The sequence below is a fragment of the Aeromicrobium sp. CF4.19 genome (assembly GCF_051262555.1).
Lineage (GTDB): Bacteria > Actinomycetota > Actinomycetes > Propionibacteriales > Nocardioidaceae > Aeromicrobium.
In genome coordinates, this window is record NZ_JBIMEU010000012.1 from 1 (window position 1) to 21,413 (window position 21,413).

The 21,413-nt window shown below is 71.2% G+C and carries 18 protein-coding genes and 2 tRNA genes; 7 read left to right on the forward strand and 13 right to left on the reverse strand.

The annotated features are described in order from the left end of the window. Positions 1-228: 228 nt before the first annotated feature. From ettA to ACHAAC_RS16655, 4 genes are all read right to left on the reverse strand, one after another. Positions 229-1,911, reverse strand: a complete 1,683-nt coding sequence (gene ettA / locus ACHAAC_RS16640; RefSeq protein WP_435717439.1) for an energy-dependent translational throttle protein EttA — start codon at positions 1,909-1,911, stop codon at positions 229-231. A gap of 45 nt (positions 1,912-1,956) precedes the next feature. Continuing rightward, positions 1,957-3,597 carry a GTPase gene (locus tag ACHAAC_RS16645; protein WP_435717440.1) on the reverse strand — a complete coding sequence of 547 codons (1,641 nt, stop codon included), beginning with the start codon at positions 3,595-3,597 and terminating at the stop codon, positions 1,957-1,959. After that, complete coding sequence (locus tag ACHAAC_RS16650) at positions 3,597-5,306, reverse strand: ABC transporter (protein ID WP_435717441.1); 1,710 nt, start codon at positions 5,304-5,306, stop codon at positions 3,597-3,599. Before ACHAAC_RS16650 ends, ACHAAC_RS16645 begins: the two co-directional genes overlap by 1 nt. Positions 5,307-5,398: 92 nt before the next feature. Then, the gene (locus ACHAAC_RS16655) at positions 5,399-6,625 is read right to left on the reverse strand and encodes a PrsW family intramembrane metalloprotease (RefSeq protein WP_435717442.1); all 1,227 of its coding nucleotides are present in this window, start codon (positions 6,623-6,625) and stop codon (positions 5,399-5,401) included. 59 nt (positions 6,626-6,684) lie between these two features. Here ACHAAC_RS16655 and ACHAAC_RS16660 point away from each other — a divergent pair. Next, a tRNA-Arg gene (locus ACHAAC_RS16660) sits at positions 6,685-6,758 on the forward strand. Between the two features lie 26 nt (positions 6,759-6,784). Here ACHAAC_RS16660 and ACHAAC_RS16665 read toward each other — a convergent pair. Beyond that, positions 6,785-7,717 (reverse strand): aldo/keto reductase, encoded by a 933-nt coding sequence (locus tag ACHAAC_RS16665; RefSeq protein WP_435717443.1) that lies wholly within the window; start codon positions 7,715-7,717, stop codon positions 6,785-6,787. 154 nt (positions 7,718-7,871) lie between these two features. Here ACHAAC_RS16665 and ACHAAC_RS16670 point away from each other — a divergent pair, with 154 nt between their 5' ends. Genes ACHAAC_RS16670 through ACHAAC_RS16680 form a run of 3 tightly spaced genes read left to right on the forward strand, consistent with a single transcriptional unit; the run spans position 7,872 to position 10,745 of the window. Beyond that, positions 7,872-9,977 (forward strand): PhoX family protein, encoded by a 2,106-nt coding sequence (locus ACHAAC_RS16670; RefSeq protein ID WP_435717444.1) that lies wholly within the window; start codon positions 7,872-7,874, stop codon positions 9,975-9,977. A 52-nt stretch (positions 9,978-10,029) separates the two neighbouring features. Then, positions 10,030-10,401 carry a fluoride efflux transporter FluC gene (locus tag ACHAAC_RS16675; protein ID WP_435717445.1) on the forward strand — a complete coding sequence of 124 codons (372 nt, stop codon included), beginning with the start codon at positions 10,030-10,032 and terminating at the stop codon, positions 10,399-10,401. Continuing rightward, positions 10,398-10,745 (forward strand): fluoride efflux transporter FluC, encoded by a 348-nt coding sequence (locus ACHAAC_RS16680; RefSeq protein WP_435717446.1) that lies wholly within the window; start codon positions 10,398-10,400, stop codon positions 10,743-10,745. Before ACHAAC_RS16675 ends, ACHAAC_RS16680 begins: the two co-directional genes overlap by 4 nt. Before the next feature lie 76 nt (positions 10,746-10,821). Here ACHAAC_RS16680 and ACHAAC_RS16685 read toward each other — a convergent pair whose 3' ends face one another. Further along, positions 10,822-11,613, reverse strand: coding sequence for a DsbA family protein (locus tag ACHAAC_RS16685; protein ID WP_435717447.1), 792 nt, complete (start codon positions 11,611-11,613; stop codon positions 10,822-10,824). 128 nt (positions 11,614-11,741) lie between these two features. Between ACHAAC_RS16685 and orn the strand changes: the two genes are divergently transcribed. Further along, the gene (gene orn / locus ACHAAC_RS16690) at positions 11,742-12,353 is read left to right on the forward strand and encodes an oligoribonuclease (protein ID WP_435717448.1); all 612 of its coding nucleotides are present in this window, start codon (positions 11,742-11,744) and stop codon (positions 12,351-12,353) included. Between the two features lie 84 nt (positions 12,354-12,437). Then, positions 12,438-12,510, forward strand: a tRNA-His gene (locus ACHAAC_RS16695). 71 nt (positions 12,511-12,581) lie between these two features. Here ACHAAC_RS16695 and ACHAAC_RS16700 read toward each other — a convergent pair. The 7 genes from ACHAAC_RS16700 to ACHAAC_RS16730 form a co-directional block, all read right to left on the reverse strand. Then, positions 12,582-12,785: a hypothetical protein gene (locus tag ACHAAC_RS16700; protein ID WP_435717449.1), complete on the reverse strand. Its 204-nt coding sequence runs from the start codon at positions 12,783-12,785 to the stop codon at positions 12,582-12,584. A 120-nt stretch (positions 12,786-12,905) separates the two neighbouring features. Next, positions 12,906-13,106 carry a hypothetical protein gene (locus ACHAAC_RS16705; RefSeq protein WP_435717450.1) on the reverse strand — a complete coding sequence of 67 codons (201 nt, stop codon included), beginning with the start codon at positions 13,104-13,106 and terminating at the stop codon, positions 12,906-12,908. Positions 13,107-13,294: 188 nt separating this feature from the next. Further along, positions 13,295-14,086, reverse strand: coding sequence for a DUF4097 family beta strand repeat-containing protein (locus ACHAAC_RS16710; RefSeq protein WP_435717451.1), 792 nt, complete (start codon positions 14,084-14,086; stop codon positions 13,295-13,297). Between the two features lie 2 nt (positions 14,087-14,088). Then, positions 14,089-15,819 carry a glycerol-3-phosphate dehydrogenase/oxidase gene (locus ACHAAC_RS16715; RefSeq protein WP_435717452.1) on the reverse strand — a complete coding sequence of 577 codons (1,731 nt, stop codon included), beginning with the start codon at positions 15,817-15,819 and terminating at the stop codon, positions 14,089-14,091. Between the two features lie 80 nt (positions 15,820-15,899). Continuing rightward, complete coding sequence (gene glpK / locus ACHAAC_RS16720) at positions 15,900-17,423, reverse strand: glycerol kinase GlpK (protein ID WP_435717453.1); 1,524 nt, start codon at positions 17,421-17,423, stop codon at positions 15,900-15,902. Positions 17,424-17,469: 46 nt separating this feature from the next. Continuing rightward, positions 17,470-18,306 (reverse strand): MIP/aquaporin family protein, encoded by an 837-nt coding sequence (locus ACHAAC_RS16725; RefSeq protein ID WP_435717454.1) that lies wholly within the window; start codon positions 18,304-18,306, stop codon positions 17,470-17,472. Positions 18,307-18,412: 106 nt separating this feature from the next. Continuing rightward, the gene (locus ACHAAC_RS16730) at positions 18,413-19,705 is read right to left on the reverse strand and encodes an Nramp family divalent metal transporter (RefSeq protein ID WP_435717455.1); all 1,293 of its coding nucleotides are present in this window, start codon (positions 19,703-19,705) and stop codon (positions 18,413-18,415) included. A gap of 80 nt (positions 19,706-19,785) precedes the next feature. Here ACHAAC_RS16730 and ACHAAC_RS16735 point away from each other — a divergent pair, with 80 nt between their 5' ends. Beyond that, positions 19,786-21,381 carry a phytoene desaturase family protein gene (locus ACHAAC_RS16735; RefSeq protein WP_435717456.1) on the forward strand — a complete coding sequence of 532 codons (1,596 nt, stop codon included), beginning with the start codon at positions 19,786-19,788 and terminating at the stop codon, positions 21,379-21,381. Positions 21,382-21,413 lie beyond the last annotated feature (32 nt).

Here is a 21,413-nt window from a genome sequence, read left to right on the forward strand (position 1 = left end):
GAAGCCGCCATGAACGCCCGACCCCGAAAACGACTCGACTACGCTCAACCCGACGAGCTCATGCCCCGACTCATCCTCGGAGCCTGAAACCAACCCTTGTTGCGTCCACGGCACGAATCCGCCCATGTCGACATGGGAATCGCGTGGCCCGCGGGGCGGATGTGACGCGCCCTCCCGGCGTCAGTCGCGCGTGAGTCGGCGCACGCGCCGACCGCCTCCAGCGAGTCCTCAGTCGCGCGTGAGTCGGCGATGGGTGACGCGGTGCGGGCGCGCGGCCTCCTCGCCGAGGCGCTCGATCTTGTTCTCCTCGTAGGAGGCGAAGTTGCCCTCGAACCAGAACCAGCGTCCCGGCTCGTCCTCGGTGCCCTCCCAAGCCAGGATGTGCGTGGCGATGCGGTCCAGGAACCACCGGTCGTGCGACGTCACGACGGCGCACCCGGGGAAGTCCAGCAATGCGTCCTCCAGCGAGGACAACGTCTCGACGTCCAGGTCGTTGGTCGGCTCGTCGAGCAGCAGCAGGTTGCCGCCCTGCTTGAGGGTGAGCGCGAGGTTCAGGCGGTTGCGCTCACCACCGGAGAGCACGCCGGCCTTCTTCTGCTGGTCGGGCCCCTTGAAGCCGAACGAGGCGACGTAGGCGCGTGAGTTCATCTCGAAGTTGGCGACCTTGATGAAGTCCAGCCCCTCGGAGACGACCTCCCAGACGTTCTTGGTGCCGTCGAGGTTCGCCCGGCTCTGGTCCACGTAGGAGAGCTTGACGGTCTGGCCGACGTCCAGGACGCCGGAGTCGGGCTCCTCCGCCCCGGTGATCATCCGGAACAGCGTCGTCTTGCCCACACCGTTGGGTCCGACCACGCCGACGATCCCGGCGCGCGGCAGCGAGAAGGACATGTCCTTCCACAGCACTCGGTCACCGAAGGCCTTGGTGACGTTCTTGGCGTCGAGCACGACGTCGCCCAGGCGCGGCCCGGCCGGGACGTTGATCTCGCTGGTGTCGATCTTGCGGGCCCGCTCTGCCTCGGCCGCGAGCTCCTCGTAGCGTGCGAGGCGGGACTTGGACTTGGCCTGACGCCCCTTGGCGTTGGACCGGACCCACTCCAGCTCCTTCTCCAGCATCTTCGCGCGCTTGGCGTCCTTGTTGCCCTCGACGACGAGACGGTCCTTCTTCGTCTCCAGGTAGGTGGAGTAGTTGCCCTCGTAGCCGTGGATGCGGCCACGGTCGACCTCGGCGATCCACTCGGCGACGTTGTCCAGGAAGTAGCGGTCGTGGGTGACGGCCAGGACAGCGCCCGGGTAGTTCTTCAGGTGGCCCTCGAGCCACTGCACCGACTCGGCGTCCAGGTGGTTGGTGGGCTCGTCCAGCAGGAGCAGGTCCGGCTGCTGCAGCAGCAGCTTGCACAGCGCGACCCGCCGCCGCTCACCGCCGGACAGGTGATCCACCAGCTCGTCCGCCGGAGGGCACCGCAGCGCGTCCATCGCCTGGTCGAGCCGGGAGTCGATGTCCCACGCGTCGACGCTGTCGAGGAAGGTCTGCAGGTCGCCGGTCTCGGCCATGAGGGCGTCCTGGTCGGCGTCGGGCTCGGCCATCTCCATGTACGCCTCCTCGAGGCGCTTCGTCTTGTCCTTGATCTCCGCGACCGCCTCCTCGACGTTCGCCAGGACGGTCGCACCCTCGGTCAGTGGGGGTTCCTGCTGGAGCATGCCCACCGTGGCGTCCGGGTCGCGGACGACGTCGCCGTTGTTCGGCTGGTCCAGACCCGCCATGAGCTTGAGCAGCGAGGACTTGCCCATCCCGTTCGGACCCACGACGCCGATCTTGGCGCCGTGCAGGAACGACAGGGAGACGTCGTCGAGGACCACCTTGTCGCCGTGGGCCTTGCGGATGTTGCGCAGTGTGAGGACGTAGTCAGCCATAGATCGACCAGCCTACCGAGCCGCACTGCGCGAGGACGCGGTGGATCAGCCGAGGGCCCGGGTGATGCCGGCGCGATAGCGCGCATAGCGCTCGAGCTCGAGCCGCACCGGGGCCAGCACCCGCTGCTCGGCCACCTCGACGACCGCGTCGTGGAGCTGTCGCTCCACTCGTCTCGCCGTGGAGCGGGCGGTGGAACGGACCAGGAGCCTTGCGAGCAGCGCCAGGACGATCCCGCCGACCAGGCCGCCGACGGCCAGCACCCCCGGCAGCGGGTAGCCCAGCACGTCCGGCCCGCCGGGCACCTCCGCGGAAACGAGGGAGCCGATGCCGAGGGCGCCGAGCCACACCACGCCGACGACGAGTGCGGCGAACAGCACCCACTGCAGCAGCCCGACCACGTGCCACCAGGGCGCCGGGCGGGTACGGCCGAGGTCGGTGCCGAGCACGGCGTCGTCCAGCGCTGCGACCGTGTCGTCGGTACGTCGAACGGAGGCGTCGACGACGGCCTCGCGCCACGGTGCGGCCAGGCCCACCGACGCCTTCTGCGACAGCTCGCGCACGGCAGCCTCCGCCTGCGCCCGGTTGGCATGTCCGGCTGCCGGTACCGCCCCTCGGGCCAGCGCCGAGAGGTCCTCCTCGAGCCCGAGCTCGGCCAGCGGGTCCTTGCGGAACCGGCCCAGCCACCGGATGGGCGGCCAGCCCGTGTGACGGACGGCGCGCCGGCGCGTCGACGCCTCGACCGCGTCGGTCAGCGCGGGGACACCCGCGGCGTCGAGCAGGCCGAGCTCGACCGCTTCCCTGTCGACGTCGCCGATGCCGGGGACCACGCTGGTCCCACCGGCCTCGGCGATGTCCTGTGCGACGTGGGAGAGATCGCTGCCGAGCCGGCCCTTGGCGGACTTCTTGGCCTTGATGCGACGCACGAGCTCACGCTTGAGGTCGTCGATGCCGTCGTTGCGGGTGGCCGAGACCCCGATGACCGGGACGTCCGGCAGGCCCTCACGGGCGAGGATCGAGCGTACGTCGTTCAGCGCCCGGTCGCGCTCGCCGTAGGCGATGCGGTCGATCTGGTTCAGGACGACGAGCGTGACGTCGCTGTAGGCCGCCATCGGCTTGATGTAGCGGTCGTGGATGGCGGCGTCGGCGTACTTCTGCGGATCGAGTACCCAGATGAGCAGGTCGGCGTACTCGACGAGCCGTTCCATCTCCAGATGGTGCGAGACCTCGGTGGAGTCGTGGTCGGGCAGGTCCAGCAGCACCAGGCCCTCGAGCTTGGTCTCCGCGGAGGAGGTGTCCAGCATGCTCATGCGGGAGACCTGGTGGCGCGCCGGGATGCCCATCCACTCCAGCAGCTCCGAGGCTCCGTCCGGGCCCCACGCACACGCCAGGGCCCACGACGTCGTGGGCCGCCGCACCCCCACTCCGGCGAGCTCGAGGTCGGTCAGCGCGTTGAACAGCGACGACTTGCCCGACCCGGTCGCACCGGCGAGCGCGACGATGGTGTGGTCGCCGGAGAGCTGCAGCCGCTCCGTGGCCCGTCCTCCGAGCGACCGAGCCGGCTCGAGCACCTCCTCCTCGAGCCGCCCGTGTCCCGCCTCGACGGCCTCGGACAGACCGGCCAGGCGGTCCGACACGTCGGCACGCGTGCCCTCGAACACCTGTCGGGCGTCTGCCAGCGCGCTCATCAGTGCCGTCCCCCGTCCAGGAAGTCGATGTGTCGTGCGTATTCTGCCCGACGCGCGGCCTCACGCAGCTCCGCCTCCGCGCCGTCCAGGCCGGCAGGCCCCGGCAGGAGGTCGGTGTAGCGCTTGCGTTCGCTCTCCAGCAGGGCGACGACGGACTGCTCCAGGTCGGCGCGAGCGCGACGCTCCAGGTCCTGGACCTCCTGCTCGCCGAAGATCCCCACCAGCAGCTTGCGGGCCACCGAGCTGCCGGCGACGTCGTCGCGGCCGGCGGTCCGCACGAAGACCTGGACCATGAGGGCGACGCCAAGCCCGTCGACGCCCAGCGCCAGGAACCTGGCGGTGAGCCGCTTGTCCGACCCCGCGGTGCGCACCAGGTCGAAGACGCGGGTCTGCCAGTCCCTGACGAGTCGCTCGGAGGTGACGCGGACGTCGCGCGAGGCGCGATCCATGCCGCGGTGCGCCGCCAGGACCCCTCGGCCCCCGGAGGTGGCCGACCACGCACGGTGGGTCTGCTCGGCCGCGGACTCCGCATGCTCCATGACGAGCACCTGCAGGCCCGACCCCACGGCCTCCAGGACCTCGGCGGCACGGGTGCGTCGGCCCGTCACGTTGTCGACCAGGCGGTCCCGCAGCCTGCTGACCCGCTCCTCGACCGACTTGAGCAGCTCACCGCTGCCCACGAACTCCTGCCACCGGCTCAGCACCTCACCCCTCAGGAGCGTGCCGTCGGAGGTCTGCTCCACCAGGGTCTCGATGGTCTTGGCGTAGACGCTGTCGACGTCGCCGCGCAGCTGCTGCGCCGCGGCGACGTGCTGACCGATCGCGTCCCCGACGTCGTGACTGCGCACGATGTTGTGCCGCACGGCACCGTCGAGCGTGCCCTGGATGACCGTGGCGCGGCCCTGCGGGTCGGCGGCCAGGTCGTGCAGCCAGGTGACGATGGGGGCGACCGCCTCGCGGGGCAGCAGGCCGTGCGCATCCACCTCGGACTCCGGCACCGTGAACAGGGGCGAGTCCGACAGCCCTCGCGAGGTCATCATCCGGGCCAGGTGCCCGCGGACCTCGACGACGTGCGCGTCGTGGGTGCGATCGAGCACGACCGCGACCGACGTGCTGCGCTCGGCGGCTCGGCGCAGGTAGTCCCACGGCACCTGGTCTGCGTAGCGGGCCGCGGAGGTGACGAACAGCCACAGGTCGGCCGCGGCGAGGAGCTGGGCGGCGAGCTCACGGTTGGCCGCGTCGATGGAGTCGATGTCGGGGGCGTCGAGCACCGCGAGGCCACGGGGCATGAAGCGTGACGGGGCCAGGCGCAGCGCGTAGACGTCGTTGGTGATGACGTCCGTGCGCGGCAGGTCAGGCAGGATGCGATCCGGCCGGAACCACTCGCCCTCGTCCGGGTGGTGGACCAGGACGGGCGAGCGGGTCGTGGGGCGCAGGACCCCGGACTCGGTGACGGTCTCGCCGACGATCGAGTTGACGAGGGTGGACTTGCCGGCGCCGGTGGACCCGCCCACGACGGTGAGCAGCGGTGCCTCGAGCTGGACCAGACGCGGGATCACGTAGTCGGAGAGCTGGTCGGCGATCTCGTCGCGCGTCTCACGGACCTCGTCGGACCCCGGGAGGTCCAGCGAGAGGTCGAGCGAGTTGACGGCGGACAGCAACCTGCTCAGGGCTCCCAGCATCTCTGCGGAAGCGTGTTCGCTGGGCACCGGAGCTCCTCTCTTGACCTCGTGTCTCGCGCTGTCGTCCAGATTAGTGGACGACGGCCCCCGATGAGCGCTGCCGTCCCCGTTCGACGCGCTCAGCGTGGACCCAGCGGCACGAGCGCCGGCGGCAACCGCAGCGCGGGACGCAGCTCGTTCATCTCATCGAGCAACCCGTAGGTGCGCTCGATGCCGTGTGGCTTCGCTCGTCCGGCCATGATCGCGTCGTGCAGGAAGGCCATCTCGGTGGCGAGTCGCTGGTAGCGCGTCACCACCTGACCGGCCACCTTGCCGTGCTCGGACCGCGCGTGGTCGCGGGCGGCCTTGCGGTGGCCGAAACGCGAGAGGTAGGGAATCTCTGCAGGGTGGATCCAACCACGCTCGGCGACGAAGGACAGTGACCGCTCCAAGGTGCGGACCTGCCCCACACGCATGACGATCGCGAGGACCCCGAGGCCGACCAGCAGGAGGCCGAGGACCAGGTAGACGAGCACGAAGGCGGCGCCCCCGCCGTAGGACAGGGAGGCGTTCCACAGCCCGTGCAGCGCGATGCTGACGGCCATCCCGGCCGTCAGCACCAGGACCTTGAGGACCTTGGAGCGCAACAGCACCGCGATGCCGATCGAGATGCCGAAGGCGGACAGGAAGAGCGGGTGCGCGAGGGGGCTGAAGATGCCCCGGACGATGAAGGTGGAGGTGGCGCCGTCGGCACCGGCCACCCGCAGGTCCGGCGAGCCGAGGTAGCTGGCGGCGTAGTAGCCGATGTTCTCCACGAAGGCGAAGCCGACGCCGACCAGTCCCGCGACGACCAGGCCGTCGACGAACCCGTCGATGATGCGGCGCCAGCGCAGGAAGGTCAGCAGCAGGAACAGGCCCTTGGCCGGCTCCTCGGACAGCGGAGCCACGAAGGACGCCATCTGCTCGTCACCGAGGTCGAAGACGGCCTGCACGCCGATCTGCACCGCGAGGGCGATGGCGACAGCCACGACGGCGCCCCACACGAACGCCGCGAGCTTGTAGCGGCGTGGCTCCGGCTCGTAGCGATCCAGCCACCAGTAGGCCAACCACAGCAGCGGCAGGGGGATGAAGGCGTAGCCGATGGAGAGTCCGGCGCCGGCGGCGTCGCCGGCCTGGGTGGAGATGAAGACGCCACCGACGATCCCCGCCAGCGCCACGATGCCCACCAGGATCGTCAGCAGCAGGCGCCCGCGCTGGCGCGGCCGCTCACGTCGGCGGGGCAGCCGCCCCGGGATATCGCCCGGGGCGGCGGCCGCTGCGGTGCGGTGGGTGCCGCTGGGCGCAGGGGCGGTGCTGGTCTCGTCCACCGGACGACCCTATGACACCGGGTCGAGACCCCGTGCAGCACGACTACGCTTGGTCCCGGGCGCCCGTAGCTCAGCCGGACAGAGCAAGAGCCTTCTAATCTCTGGGTCGCAGGTTCGAGTCCTGCCGGGCGCACTCGCCGCCCCCTCTGTGCCGTCGTGTCAGCGGGGGTCGTCCAGCGCGGCCAGCTCGTCGGGCCCGAGATCCACCGCGGCCACGGCGAGGGCGGACTCGAGCTGCTCGAGCGAGCTCACGCCGATGATCGGGCGGGCCCGCGGTCGCCCGGAGAGCAGCCAGGCCAGCACGATCGTCGAGCGTGCGACTCGATGGTGCTCGGCGACGGCGGTGAGGGCCTCGAGCCGGCTGGCCGTCCCGGGGTGGTCGTACGCGGGCGGGAACGGTCGGTCCGCCCGGTCGTAGGCGCCCTGGACGAGCGGCGAGTAGGCCCACAGCTCCAGGGCGGGGTGCTCCTGCAGGTAGTCCACCGTCTCGTCGGTGACGAACCCGAAGCGATGGTCCTTGCCCTCCACCGCCGCCCCGGGCCGCGGTGCCACGTAGGAGGTGGTCAGCTGCAGGAGGCTGAACGGCTCGACGCCCGCGTCGGCAGCGAGACGGCGTGCCCGCTCCAGCCGCCAGGTGGGGTGGTTGGACAACCCGACGCGCGATGCCCTCCCCCGCGCGACCACCTCACCGAAGGCGCCGACCGTCTCCTCCATGGGGGTGGAGCGGTCTTCGCCGTGGGCCCAGAAGACGTCCACCGACTCGACGCCGAGGCGCTCCAGGCTGCGATCGCACTCGCGCAGGACGACCTCCCGCGAGAGCCCCTCCACGCCGTCACCCGCAGGCTCCTGCCCCACCTTCGTTGCCAGCTCGACGAGCGGCCGATGCCCGGAGTCCGCGGCCAGCCAGCGGCCGAGGAGGCGTTCGCTGTCGCCTCCGCGCCCGGTCCCGGAGGCCCAGAAGGCGTAGCAATTGGCGGTGTCCAGGGTGCGTCCCCCCGCCTCCACGAAGCGGTCGATGATCGCGAGCGACGTCGGCTCGTCGACGCGGGTGCCGAGGTACATCGTGCCGAGCACGAAGCGCGAGACGTCCATGCCGGGAGCCTACGTCGTCACCCTGCGTTCATCCGATGGCTCGGTCCGCGTCGATCTGCGCGCCTAGCGTCCACGCATCGGGGGGACGGACACCTGTCCCCGAGCCTGTCAGCCCACCTGTCAGCCCACCTGTCAGCACTGCGAAGGGGAACACGTGACCACCAGCTCCGAGCGAGAGCTCCTGCCCGTCGTCGACCTCCATGGCGAGGGTGCCCCGGCCCCCTGCTCCACGGCGCGATCGGCCCTGACCTGCCGGTACCGGTGTGGTGACGCCTGCGCCCAGGAGGCCCCCAACACGTCCTCGAACGAGACCTTCGCGCAGGTCGTGGAGCGGGCGATGAGCCGCCGCGGTGTACTGCGTGCCGGTGCCGTGATCGGAGCAGCCGGAGCGGTGGGCCTGTCCAGCGGCGCACCGGCCGCTGCCTCCCCGCCGCTCTCGGCCACCCCGCGGGGGCGCGGACCCGGGCGGGGGCCCGGCCGCGGGCCGCTCGGCCTGCGCTTCGACGCCGTGGCACCCAACCGGGTCGATGCCGTGACGGTTCCGACGGGCTACGCCCAGGACGTCGTGATCCGCTGGGGCGACCCGTTGTTCCGAGGCACCCCGGCCTTCGACGCGGACCGCCAGACGGCTGCCGCCCAACGCCGGCAGTTCGGCTTCAACTGCGACTTCCTCGGCATCCTGGACCACGAGCGCGACGTGCACCTGCTCGTGGCGAACCACGAGTACACCAGCGAGACGCTGATGTTCCCCGGCTACGACCCCGCCAACCCCACCCGGGAGCAGGTGGAGACCGCGTGGGCCGCGCACGGGCTCAGCGTCGTGGCGGTGCGCTCCCACCGTCGGGACGGGTCCCTGAAGCCGATCGTCGGCCACCCGCTCAACCGCCGCCTGCACACGTCGTCCCCCTTCGAGCTCACCGGCCCCGTCGCCGGTCACCCGCTCGTGCGCACGACTGCGGACCCGCGTGGACGCACGGCGCTCGGCACGCTGAACAACTGCGGCGGAGGCCTCACACCCTGGGGCACCTGGCTGACCGCCGAGGAGAACTTCAACCAGTACTTCGCCAACGCGGACTCCGTCACGGACCCGGTCGCTGCCGAGCGCCTCGCCCGCTACGGCATCGCCGGAACCACGACCGAGCGTCGGTGGGAGGAGTTCGACCCCCGCTTCGACATCGCGCAGGAGCCGAACGAGGTGAACCGGTTCGGCTGGATCGTGGAGGTCGACCCGTACGACCCCGACGCGACCCCGAGGAAGCGCACCGCCCTCGGACGCTTCAAGCACGAGGCCGCCGAGCCCCAGCTCACCCGCGACGGCCGCATAGCGGTGTACATGGGCGATGACGAGCGCTTCGACTACCTCTACAAGTTCGTCTCCCACGAGAAGATGCGCAAGGGTCGCTCCGCCGCCGCACGTCGGCACAACGCCACCCTGCTCGACCACGGGACGCTCTACGTGGCGCGGTTCGCCGGCGACTCCCCCGACGAGATCGACGGCAGCGGCGAGCTGCCCGCAGACGGCGCGTTCGACGGGACCGGGGACTGGGTGCCCCTCGTCTCGGGAACGGACTCCTTCGTGCCCGGCATGAGCGCGCAGGAGGTCCTGCTGTTCACGCGCCTGGCCGCGGACCGGATCGGCGCCACCGCCATGGACCGGCCCGAGGACGTCGAGCCCAGCCCCCGCAGCGGCAAGGTCTACGTGGCGCTGACCAACAACAGCAATCGGGGCGCCGCCGGAGCCGCGGCTCCCGACGAGGCCAACCCTCGCAACGCCAACAAGCACGGGCACGTCCTGGAGCTGACCGAGCGCCGCAACGACGGCGCGGAACGTCGCTTCACCTGGAACCTGCTCCTGGTGTGCGGCGACCCGCAGGACCCGTCGACCTACTTCGGGGGCTTTCCCAAGGAGCACGTCTCACCCATCTCCTGCCCGGACAACCTGGCGTTCGACCCGCACGGGAACCTCTGGATCTCCACCGACGGCAACGCCCTCGGCTCCAACGACGGGCTCTTCGGCGTGGCGGTGGAGGGGCGCGACCGTGGCCGCACGACGCAGTTCCTGACGGTGCCGCGCGGCGCCGAGACGTGCGGCCCGGTGATCCAGGCCGAGCGCGTGATGGTGTGCGTCCAGCACCCCGGGGAGGTCGACGGCGCCAGCGCGGACGCACCCGCCTCGCACTGGCCCGACGGTGGCGCCTCGCTGCCTCGCCCGTCCGTCGTCTCCGTCTGGAACGCCCGGGGGCGCCGGATCGGCACCTGAGGGACGCCGGGCCCGCCCCCCTGCCCACCACGGGCGCGAGTAGGTTCGGGCCATGAGCTCCCCGAGCCCCCGCCTCGTGGCGGCGGTCGCCGCCGGTGGCGCCCTCGGCACCCTGGGCAGGCATGCGGTGGTGACGTGGACGGGAGAGGTCGGCGGCCTCCCGCTCGGCACGCTCGTGGTCAACCTCGTCGGCTCCCTGCTGCTCGGGGTCGTCGTCGCCATGCTCGGCTCCAGCCCGTGGCGGATGGCGCTGGGCACCGGGGTGCTCGGCGGCTTCACGACCTACAGCGCCCTCGCCGTGGAGACCCACGAGCTGATGGGCCCCGAGCCGGGCCTGGCACTCGCCTACGCCGCCACGACGATCCTGGGCGGGTGGGCGCTCGCCCTCGTCGGACTCGTGGTCGGCCGGCGGTGGCAGCGATGACCGTGATCCTGCTCGCCGTCGCAGGAGGGCTCGGCGCGGCCGCCCGGCTGCTCGTCGACGAGGCCGTCTCGGCACGCGTCGGGCGTCGGCTGCCCTGGGGCCTGCTGCTGGTCAACGCGACCGGGTCGTTCGGTCTCGGCGCGCTGGTGGGGGCCGAGCTCGCCCAGGCCTGGCACCTCGTGCTCGGCGCCGGCTTCCTCGGTGGCTACACCACCTTCAGTGCCGCCAGCGTGGCCACGGCCGAGCTGTCCCGACGACGTGACGTCGCCGGTGCTCTCGCGAGCAGCCTCGGCATGCTCCTGGTGTGCGTCGCCGCAGCCGCGCTGGGCCTGGCCATCACCTGAGACGACGATCGCGAGCCACCCCGACGGGGCGGCTCGCGATCGCACGACCACCGGGCTCGCGCCCGGTCGGTCCGGCTCAGCCGGCCCGTGCCGCCTCAATGGCCTCCTGCAGGTCCGGCGGGCCCGGCAGGGTCGGGTTGCCGCCCTGCTCCGGACCGGAGACGTCCTCGCCGTCGATGCGGACGGTCGGGGTACCGGTGACGTCGGCCTCCTGGCCCTTGGCCAGGGCCTCCTCGACCCACGGGGTGAACGTCTCGACCCGCAGGCACTCGGAGATGTCGCCCGCGCCCGCCTGCTCGGCGAAGTCGGCGAGCTCGGCGTCCTCGGGACCGGCGCCGCCCTCGGAGGGCTGGTTGGCGAACAGGATGTCGTGCATCTGCTTGAACGCCTCGACGCCGGAGTCGTCCAGCACGCAGGCCGCCGCGTTGGCCGCACGCTGGGAGTAGCGGTTGGTGCTCTGCCCGGTGAGGAAGGCGTAGGGCCGATACAGGATCGAGACCTCGCCCTCCTGGACCATCTCGGTCAGGAGGGGACCGTTGGTCTGCTCGAAGGCCCCGCATCCCGGGCACAGGAAGTCCTCGTAGATCTCGACGACGACCGGCTCGCCCTCGACGTCCTCCGCCCCGGCGGCCTCGGGCGTGTAGAGCACGCCGTAGTCGTCGGTGGCTCCCTCGGGCGCGACGAGCTCGGTGGCCGTGGCGTTGTCCTGGGAGGTCGTGGAGATCGCCCATGCGGCCCCACCGATGAGGGCGATGACGATCACGACGATCACGATGCTGATGACGTTGCGCTGTCGCTTCTCGGCCTTCTCGCGCTCCTTGCGCATCTGCTCGGCGCGTTCGGCTCGCTTCTTGCGGTCGTTCGTCACGTGCGGTGCTCCCTGGCGATGAGTCTGATGGGCCCTTGTGAGAACGGTCCCGGCCCGTGTTCGGTTCCCGGCGAGCCTACCGGGACGCACCCCAAGGGCCCGTCCGCGCCTCGACTATGGTGCGGAGCGTGAATGACAAGCTGGTGTGGATCGACTGCGAGATGACCGGGCTCTCCCTGGAGCACGATGCGCTCGTGGAGGTCGCGGCCTTGGTCACCGACTTCGAGCTGACGGTCCTGGGCGAGGGGATCGACCTGGTCATCAAGCCTCCGCCGGCTGCGCTGGAGCAGATGAACGAGGTCGTGACACAGATGCACACCGCCTCCGGCCTCATCACCGAGCTGGACGCCGGCATCGGGCTGCGCGAGGCCGAGGAGCAGGTGCTGGAGTACGTCCGCCAGTTCGTCACCGAGCCCCGCAAGGCTCCGCTCGCGGGCAACTCCATCGGCACGGACCGCGCCTTCCTCGCACGCGACATGGTCGAGCTCGAGGACTGGCTGCACTACCGCGTCATCGACGTGTCCTCGATCAAGGAGCTCGCCCGCCAGTGGTACCCGCGGGCCTACTTCGCGGCGCCGGCCAAGGCGGGGAACCACCGCGCCCTGACGGACATCACCGAGAGCATCGACGAGCTGCGCTACTACCGGCACGCCATCTTCGCCGAGCCCCCCGGCCCCGACAGCGAGACCGCGAAGGCCATCGCAGCGCAGGTCTCCGGCACACCGCCGGCCGACGCCTGACCCCAGGCCGGGGCCCGGGCGGCCCCGCGCCGAGACTGGGATATGATCGTCAACGCCGTGTCGGGCGCACGCCCGGCACGCATGGTGGGCGTAGCTCAGCAGGTAGAGCCCCGGCTTGTGATGCCGGTGGTCGCGGGTTCAAGTCCCGTCGTCCACCCCGATGATCGGCCCCAGCGTTCTCGCGCTGGGGCCGATCTGTTGCTCGAAGCTCCCGGTCCGCCGCCCCGACTATCCGCCGTCCGAGCCAGAGCTCGACGGTCGACAGAGCCGGGCGCCCACGGCGAAGACCCCGGCGAGGCACGCGAGCACCACGAGAGCCTCGACGCTGACCTGCTCGCCCGAGCCGAACAGCGAGGGGACGAGCAGGATCAGCACGGCGGCCGAGACGGACATGCCGGCCAGGCTGAGGACGAACGGCCAGGTCTTCGTCATGATGATGTCCTCCCTCGAGCCGTCCACGTCGTCGGGCTCCACTGCACCACAGCCGCTCGCCTCGCACCACCGACTGGGCGGAAAGGTCGAGGGAACAGGCGATCCTCGGTGAGGGCGCGGTCAGGTCCCGGTCCACTGCCGATCCGGGGGCAGGACCACCCGAGCGCCGGAGCCCGGCGCCCAGCCCTCGGGCACGTCGGGCTCGGTGCGGTCGGGGCCGGGCCGATCGGACTGCATCGGCGCGGTGGGCTCGGACCTCACCTCGCCCAGTGCCGACCACGGGGTGGGGAGCTGCACGGCGAGGATGCCGAGCAGGGCCATGGCACCACCGATCAGCGACAGGCGGACGGCGACGGCAAGGTCTCCGGGTCGTCGTTGCTCATGCGTCTGCTCCCTGCCGCGCTCTCGCCGTGCGGAAGGAGGCCGTCCGTCGCGGAGCACGTTGCTCGGTGTCATCAAGCACAACGCGCGCCGGCGTGGCGCGTCACGGCCGGGGCCGACTCGTGACGTCAGGGGCGGGCGAGGCTGATGTCGCCGGAGTCCGAGCGCACCCGGACGAACCCCGAGGACTCCTCTACGGACTCCATGTCCTGTTCCAGCTCGCCGGTCTCCGTCAGCACGTCGACCTGGTACTCCCGCTCACCCGAGGCCATCACGAGGTCGACGTCCCCGCTGTCGGTGGACGCCTTGACGGCGAAGGGCTCACCCACGAACGACGCATCGACGTCCCCGTCGGCGGCGGTGGCGGAGAGCTCATCGACCTCCAGGTCGCGGGCGCGGATGTCTCCTGAGGCCGCGGCGAGCGTGAGCACACGATCTCCGAGCCCGTCGGCCACGATGTCGCCCGAGCCGGTGGCGACCTCCACCGGCAGACCGGCAGGCACCGTCACCGTCACCTCCACCCCGCACCCGGGGTTGAGCACCGCGAGGCACCCGGACACGATCTCGATCTCCGGCCCCCGGCGGCGCAGCTCGTAGTCCGTGCCCAGCAGGCCGCTGGTCACCGAGGCCTCGATGTCGATGTCCTCGGTGTCGCCCTCGACGATGCGCACGTCGGCGCTCTCGGCCCGCAGCACCACCTGGGGGAGGTCGGTGGCGTCCACGCTGCTCCGGGCGGTCTCGGTGTCCCGCATCGCGACGGAGACCGCGATCAGGGCGCCGATGACCACCCCGGCGACGATCAACGTCGCGACGACGGTGATGAGCGTGCGTGCCAGCGGCGAACGCTCCTCGATCACCTCCAGCTCCTCGGCGATGCCGTCGGCGAGGTCCCCCAGACCGGAGTGGTCGTCCGTGGTCACGATCAGCCCTCCGTGAGCACGGGGACGACGTCCGCGGCACCCATGCGAGCGGCGTCAGCGGTCTCGTCGTCGGGCATCCGCTGGCTCTCGCGCTCGGCCTCGACCCGCTTGATGTAGTGCTCGACCTCGCGCTCGCGCTGCTCGGAGGTCCAGTCCAGGACGCCGCCCATCAGGTCGGCCACCTCCACGGCCACCTCCGCGCCGCGGTCGAAGGTCTCGATGGAGATGCGCGTCCTGCGGGCGATCGCGTCATCGAGGTGCCGAGCACCCTCGTGCGAGGCGGCGTAGACGACCTCGGCGCGGAGGTAGTCATCGGCGCCGGTGAGGCCACGCCCCAGGTCGGGCTGGTCGGCGACCAGCTCGAGCAGCTCGGTGACCAGGGAGCCGTAGCGGTGCAGCAGGTGCTCCACCCGCGCGACGCTCAGGCCGCTCTCACGGGCGAGCTTCTGGCGCTGGTTCCACAGGGCCTCGTAGCCGTCCGCGCCCAGGAGGGGCACGTCCTCGGTGCAGCACGGTGCGACGGTGCGATCCAGCATGCTGCTCATGCCGTGCACGGCGGCGTCGACGGCGTCCTTGGCCATGATGCGGTAGGTCGTGTACTTGCCGCCGGCGATGACGACGAGGCCCTTCACCCCCGTGCCCACGGCGTGCTCGCGCGACAGCTTGCTCGTGGCCTCGTCCTCACCCGCGAGCAGGGGCCGCAGCCCGGCGAAGACGCCCTCGACGTCGTCGTGCGTGAGGGGCTCGACGAGGACGGAGTTGACGTGCTCCAGGAGGTAGTCGATGTCGGAGCGGCTGGCGGCCGGGTGGTCCTTGGACAGGCTCCAGTCGGTGTCCGTGGTGCCGATGATCCAGTGCCGGCCCCACGGGATCACGAACAGGACGGACTTCTCGGTCTTGAGGATGAGTCCGGACTCGCCGCGGATCCGGTCCCGCGGGACCACGAGGTGGATGCCCTTGGAGGCGCGGACGTGGAACTGACCTCGCTGACCGGCGAAGGACTGCGTCTCGTCGGTCCAGACGCCGGTGGCGTTGATGACCTGGCGCGCCTGCACGTCGAGCTCCCGCCCGCTCTCCAGGTCCTTCACCCGGGCACCCACGACGCGGTCGCCCTCGCGCAACAGATCGACGACGCGGGTCCGGCTGGCCACGTGGGCACCGTAGGCAGCCGCCGTGCGCGACAGGAACATCGTGTGGCGGGCGTCGTCGACCTGGCCGTCGTAGTAGTGGATGGCGCCGACGAGAGCGTCCCGGCGCAGCGCCGGCATGAGCTTGCGCGCCCCGCGGCGGGTCTTGTGCCGGTGCAGCGGGACGCCCGAGCCGTAGCCCGAGGCCTTGCTCATCGCGTCGTAGAGCGCCACGCCGGACCCGGCGTAGAGCCGTTCCCACCCGTGGTGGGTCAGCGGGTAGAGGAAGCCGACTTCCCGCACCAGGTGCGGGGCCAGCTTCTGCAGGTTCAGGCCGCGTTCCTTGAGCGCCTCCGCCACGAGGCGGAAGTCCAGCATCTCCAGGTAGCGCAGCCCACCGTGCATGAGCTTGCTGGAGCGGCTGGACGTGCCGGAGGCGAAGTCCCGGGCCTCCACCAGCCCCACGCTCAGTCCCCGGGTCGCGGCGTCGAGCGCAGCACCGCCACCGACGACTCCGCCGCCGATCACGAGGACGTCCAGCACCTCCTCGGCCATGGCGTCGAGCGCTGCTTGACGGGACTGTGAGGACAGGGGGACGGCACGCATGCTGCTAGTCAATCAGCCCGTGGCGAGACGCGCGCTCCGAGGCGAGGAGCGGAGCCGGTGACGCTCGTCGCGCTGTCCGCTCACTCCTCGATCCACCCCAGGGAGCGCTCGACGGCCTTGGTCCACTGGGCGTACCCAGCCTCGCGCTGCGCGTCGTCCCACTGCGGCGTCCACCGGCTCGCCTCGGCCCAGTTGGTGGCCAGCTCGTCGGTGTCGGACCAGAAGCCCACGGCCAGGCCGGCGGCGTAGGCGGCCCCCAGGCAGGTGGTCTCGGCCACCTCCGGCTTGCTGACGCTGACACCGAGGATGTCGGCCTGGATCTGCATGCACAGCTCGTTGGCCGTGATGCCGCCGTCCACCTTGAGCGCGTCGAGCTCCAGGCCGGCGTCGGCGACCATCGCGTCGACGACGTCCTTGCTCTGGTAGCAGACGGCCTCCAGCACGGCCCGCGTGATGTGCGCCTTGGTGTTGAAGCGGGAGAGCCCGACGATGGCCCCGCGGGCGTCGGGACGCCAGTAGGGCGCGAACAGCCCGGAGAAGGCCGGCACGAAGGAGACGCCGCCGTTGTCCTCGACGGAACCGGCGAGCTCCTCGCTCTCGGCGGCAGCGGAGATGACCCCCAGCTGGTCGCGCAGCCACTGGATGGCCGAGCCGGTGACGGCGATGGACCCTTCCAGCGCGTAGACCGCGGGAGCGTCGCCGAGCTTGTAGCCCATCGTGGTGAGCAGCCCGTTCTCGGACCGGACGATCTCGTGACCGGTGTTGAGGACGAGGAAGTTGCCCGTCCCGTAGGTGTTCTTCAAGGTGCCGGGCTCGAAGCAGGCCTGGCCGAACAGCGCCGCGTGCTGGTCACCGAGGTCGCCGGCGACGGGGACCTCTCCGCCGACCGGCCCGTCGGCGAGGGTGTGCCCGTAGACCTCCGAGGACGAGCGGATCTCCGGCAGCATCTGCTTCGGGATGTCGAACAGGGCGATGAGCTCGTCGTCCCACGCCAAGGACTCCAGGTCCATCAGCATGGTCCGACCTGCGTTCGTGACGTCCGTGAGGTGCAGACCCTCGTCCCGGCCGTCGCGGGCCGGTCCGCCCGTGAGCCACCAGATGAGCCAGGTGTCGGTGTTGCCGAAGATCGCATGACCCTGCTCGGCCGCCTCGCGCACTCCGTCGACGTTCTCCAGGATCCACTGGATCTTGCCGCCGGAGAAGTAGGCCGCCGGTGGCAGACCGGCCTTGCGCTTGATCGTCTCGTCGTGCCCGGCCCGGGTGAGCGCGGCAGCGATCTTGTCGGTCCGGGTGTCCTGCCACACGAGGGCGTTCGTGTACGCCTCGCCGGTGCGGCGGTCCCACACGACGGTGGTCTCACGCTGGTTGGTGATGCCGATGGCAGCGAGGTCTGCGGCACCCAGGCCGGCCTTCTCCAGGGCTCCCTTGATGGCGGTCTGGGTGTGCTCCCAGATCTCGGCCGGGTCGTGCTCGACCCAGCCCGCGCGCGGCATGATCTGCTCGTGCTCCAGCTGGTGCCGGGCGACCTCCGCCCCGTCGTGGTCGAAGATCATGAATCGGGTGCTGGTGGTGCCTTGGTCGATGGCACCGACGTGATCTGCCATGGGTCCTCCTCAGGAGCGTGCTGCGAGCGTAGTGGGAACGGCGGGTTCAGCTGGTCCGCGGAGCGGGCTTGGGGGCGGGCTCCGCCGTGGGTTGGGGCTCCGGCTCGGGCCCGCCCTTGGGCAGGTGGACGTCGATGAGCCAGTGGAAGATGGCCCCGCCCACGAGCCCGCCGAGGAGCGGCGCGACGATCGGCAACCAGAAGTAGAGCTGATCGCCCCCGGCGGCGTAGAGAGCGTCGTCGTATCCCGTCAGCAGCGACGCGAGCCTCGGGCCGAGATCGCGGGCGGGGTTGATCGCATAGCCGGCGTTGGTGCCCCACGCCATGCCGATGCCGACCACCAGGAGCCCGATCATCAAGGGCGCGGTGTTGGACAGCGGTGGGTTGTTGGCTGCCGTGGTGAGGGCCAGGACGACCGCGACGAGGATCGCCGTCCCGACGACCTGGTCGGCGAACGCCGTGGCGATGGAGACGCCCTCGCCCGGCGAGGTCGAGAAGATCCCCTGGGTGGCGCCGGTGGTCTCGGGATCGACGCGCAGGATCTGGTCGGCGTACACGAGCCGGACGATGATCGCCGCGACGAAGGCACCGGTGAGCTGCGCCAGCGAGTACGGCAGCACCTTGCGCCACGCGAAGCCGCGGAAGACGGCCATGGCGAGGGTGACGGCCGGGTTGAGGTGCGCTCCGCTGACCCGGGCGGCGACGAAGACACCGAACGCCACACCGAGGCCCCAGCCCCACGCGATCGTGTTGTAGTCACCGCCGGCCTCGGCGTCGGGGAATCCTCCCGTGGTCACCTGGGCCACGACGCCGCACCCGAAAAGGATCAGAATCATCGTGCCGAGAAGCTCGGCCGACAGCTCACCGACGATGGTCTTGCGCATGTCTCCCCCGAAACACTCAGGACCCGACTGACCGTGGTCCTCGTCACGTCAACCTAACGCACGCCGCCACGGGCCGACCCAGCCCCGGGCCGATGGCCCCGGGGGGTCACAAGACGCCCGAGACCGCCTTGTAGAGCTCGTTCACGCCGACGGCGAGGAACAGCAGGGCGCACACGCCGAGCGCGGCATTGCCCTTGATCGAGTTGCGCCACCGCTCGGGGGTCCGGTCGGTGTTGAGCAGACCCAGGAGCGTGATCGCCAGGAAGGGCATGAAGACCGCGCCCAGGACGCCGTAGGCCAGGATGATCCCGACCGGCTCGTTGAGGAACAGCAGCAGCATCGGCGGGAAGGTCAGCCACACGACGTAGCCCCGGTAGTAGGTGCCTCCGGAGTGCATCCGCGGGTCGGCGGCATCGAGCCCCCGCGAGGTGCCCAGGTAGTCGGCGAACATCAGGCTGACGCCGTTCCAGACGCCGATGAGCGAGGAGAACGACGAGGCCCAGAACCCGACCAGGAAGAGCTTGCCGAAGAACACCCCGTAGCGCTCCTCGAGCACGTCGGAGAGGTCCACGAGGGCCTGGTCGCCCGTGGCGAGCGCGAGGTTGGCGCTGTAGAGCAGCTCGGCGCCGACGATGAGCATCGCCACGACGAAGATGCCGGTGACCAGGTAGGCCACGCCGTTGTCCAGCCGCATGACGCGCATCCAGCCGGGGCTGGCCCAGCCCTTCTCACGCAGCCAGTAGCCGTAGGCCGCGAGCGTGATGGTGCCGCCGACGCCTCCGGCCACCGCGAGGGTGTTGACGAGGGCGCCGTCCGGGATCGTGGGCACCAGGCCGGGAAGCATGTCGGGCAGGTTGGGCGTGGCGAGGATCGCCGCTCCTACGACCGTGACGAACATGAGTCCGACGAACAGCGCGACGAGCTTCTCCACGAAGCCGTACCGACCGATCCAGACGATCGCGAACCCCACCAGGCCCATCCCGATGGCCCAGACCTTCAGGTCGGGTCCGTCCGGGAACAGCGCCACCAGGGGCAGAGCCGACGACGACATCGCCGTCGCGCCGTAGACGAAGCCCCAGATGACGATGTACGGCCCGAAGTACCAGCCCGTCCAGCGGCCGAGGGACTGCCAGCCCTGGAAGATCGTCCGGCCCGACGCGAGGACGTAGCGGCCGGCTCCCTCGACGAGCACGATCTTGAAGACGGTGCCCAGGATGACGGCCCACAGCAGGGCGTACCCGAAGCTGGCGCCTGCCGCCAGCGTCGCCACCAGGTCGCCGGCACCCACGCCGGTCCCCGCGACGACGATGCCCGGCCCGATCAGCTTCCACCGTGCGGCGGGCTCCAGGCCCGACCCCTCGGACGGCTGCGGCTGCTCCTGCTCGTCTCCCCGGCTCATCCCGACATCGTACGAGCAGCGTGTGACGCCCGTCGCCCTCGGTCGCAGCGGCGAGCCCGGGCGTCCGAGAGGATGGCGCCATGAGCAGCGCGCAGGGACCGGGACCGAGCAACGCCCCGGATGACGAGGCCGCCTGCGACGTCGTGGTGGTCGGTGGCGGGCACAACGGCCTGGTCGCAGCCACCCTGCTGGCCCGCGCAGGTCTCGACGTCGTGGTCCTGGAGCGCCTGGACCACGTCGGTGGCGCGGCGGTCAGCGCCCGGGTCTTCCCCGAGCACGACGCCCGGCTCTCCCGCTTCTCCTACCTGGTCAGCCTCATGCCCGACGCCCTCGTCGAGGACCTCGGACTGCGCCTGGAGCTGCGTTCGCGGCCCACGGCGTCGTTCACGCCCCACGACGTCGAGGGGGTTCCCGGTGGCCTGCTGGTCGAGACCGAGGAGGGCGAGGCGACACGGGCGGCCTTTCGTGCCCTCACCGGCGACGACGACGAGCACGATGCCTGGTCGTCCTTCTACGAGCAGGTCGCCGGCCTGGCCGCCGCCGTGGCCCCGACCCTGCTCGAGCCACTCCCCCACGTGGCGGACGTGCGTCAGGGCGTCGACCCGGCCCTCTGGGCCGACGTGGTGGAGCAGCCGCTCGGAGCGACGATCGAGCGACGCTTCCGGCACGACCTGGTGCGCGGCGTCGTGGGCACCGACGCGCTGATCGGGACCTTCGCGTCCCTGCACGACGCCTCCCTCGTGCAGAACCGCTGCTTCCTCTACCACCTCATCGGCAACGGCACGGGTGAGTGGCGGGTGCCCGTGGGTGGCATGGGCGCGGTGACGACCGAGCTGGATCGGGTCGCCCGGGAAGCGGGAGCCCGCATCCTCACCGGGGTCACCGTCGAGGGCGTCGACGTGCGGGACGGCACGTCGGCCCTCGTGACGGGTCGCCGTGGCGAGGGCAGCGTGCGCGTCCGGGCCGACTGGGTGCTCAGCGGGGTCGCCCCGTGGACCCTGGACGGCCTGCTCGTCCCGGCGCCGCCTGCCACCCGCACCAAGCCCTCGGGCTCACAGCTCAAGATCAACCTGCTGGTCTCGCGGCTGCCCCGGCTGAGGTCCGGTGTCGACCCGCGGGAGGCGTTCGCCGGGACCTTCCACGTCAATGAGTCGATGAGCGAGCTCGAGGACCTGCATGCCGCCGCCGTCCGCGGGGAGACCCCCTTCGCCTCCGGCGAGCTGTACTGCCACACCCTCACCGACCGCTCGATCCTCGGCGCCGAGCTGGCCGCGACCGACGCCCACACGCTCACCTACTTCGGCCTGCACACGCCTCGCGAGAACCTCGACGCGCCCGGTGCCGGCGAGCGCGCCTACCGACAGGCCCTCGCCGCGATCGAGCAGCACCTCGCCGAGCCCCTGGAGCCGCTGATCCTCGCGGTCGAGCACAAGACGCCCGCCGACGTCGAGGCCGCGCTGGCCATGCCCGGCGGGCACATCTTCCACGGTGACCTGGCCTGGCCATGGCTCGACGAGCACGAGGAACCGGACTCCCCCGCGGGTCGGTGGGGAGTCGCCACCGACCACCCGCGCGTGCTGGTGTGTGGCAGCGGCGCCAGGCGCGGTGGGGCGGTCAGCGGGATCGCCGGCCACAACGCCGCCCGGGCCGTCCTGGAGGCGGTCCACACAGGCTGACGCTCAACGTTCACGGTCGTCCCGACTCGATT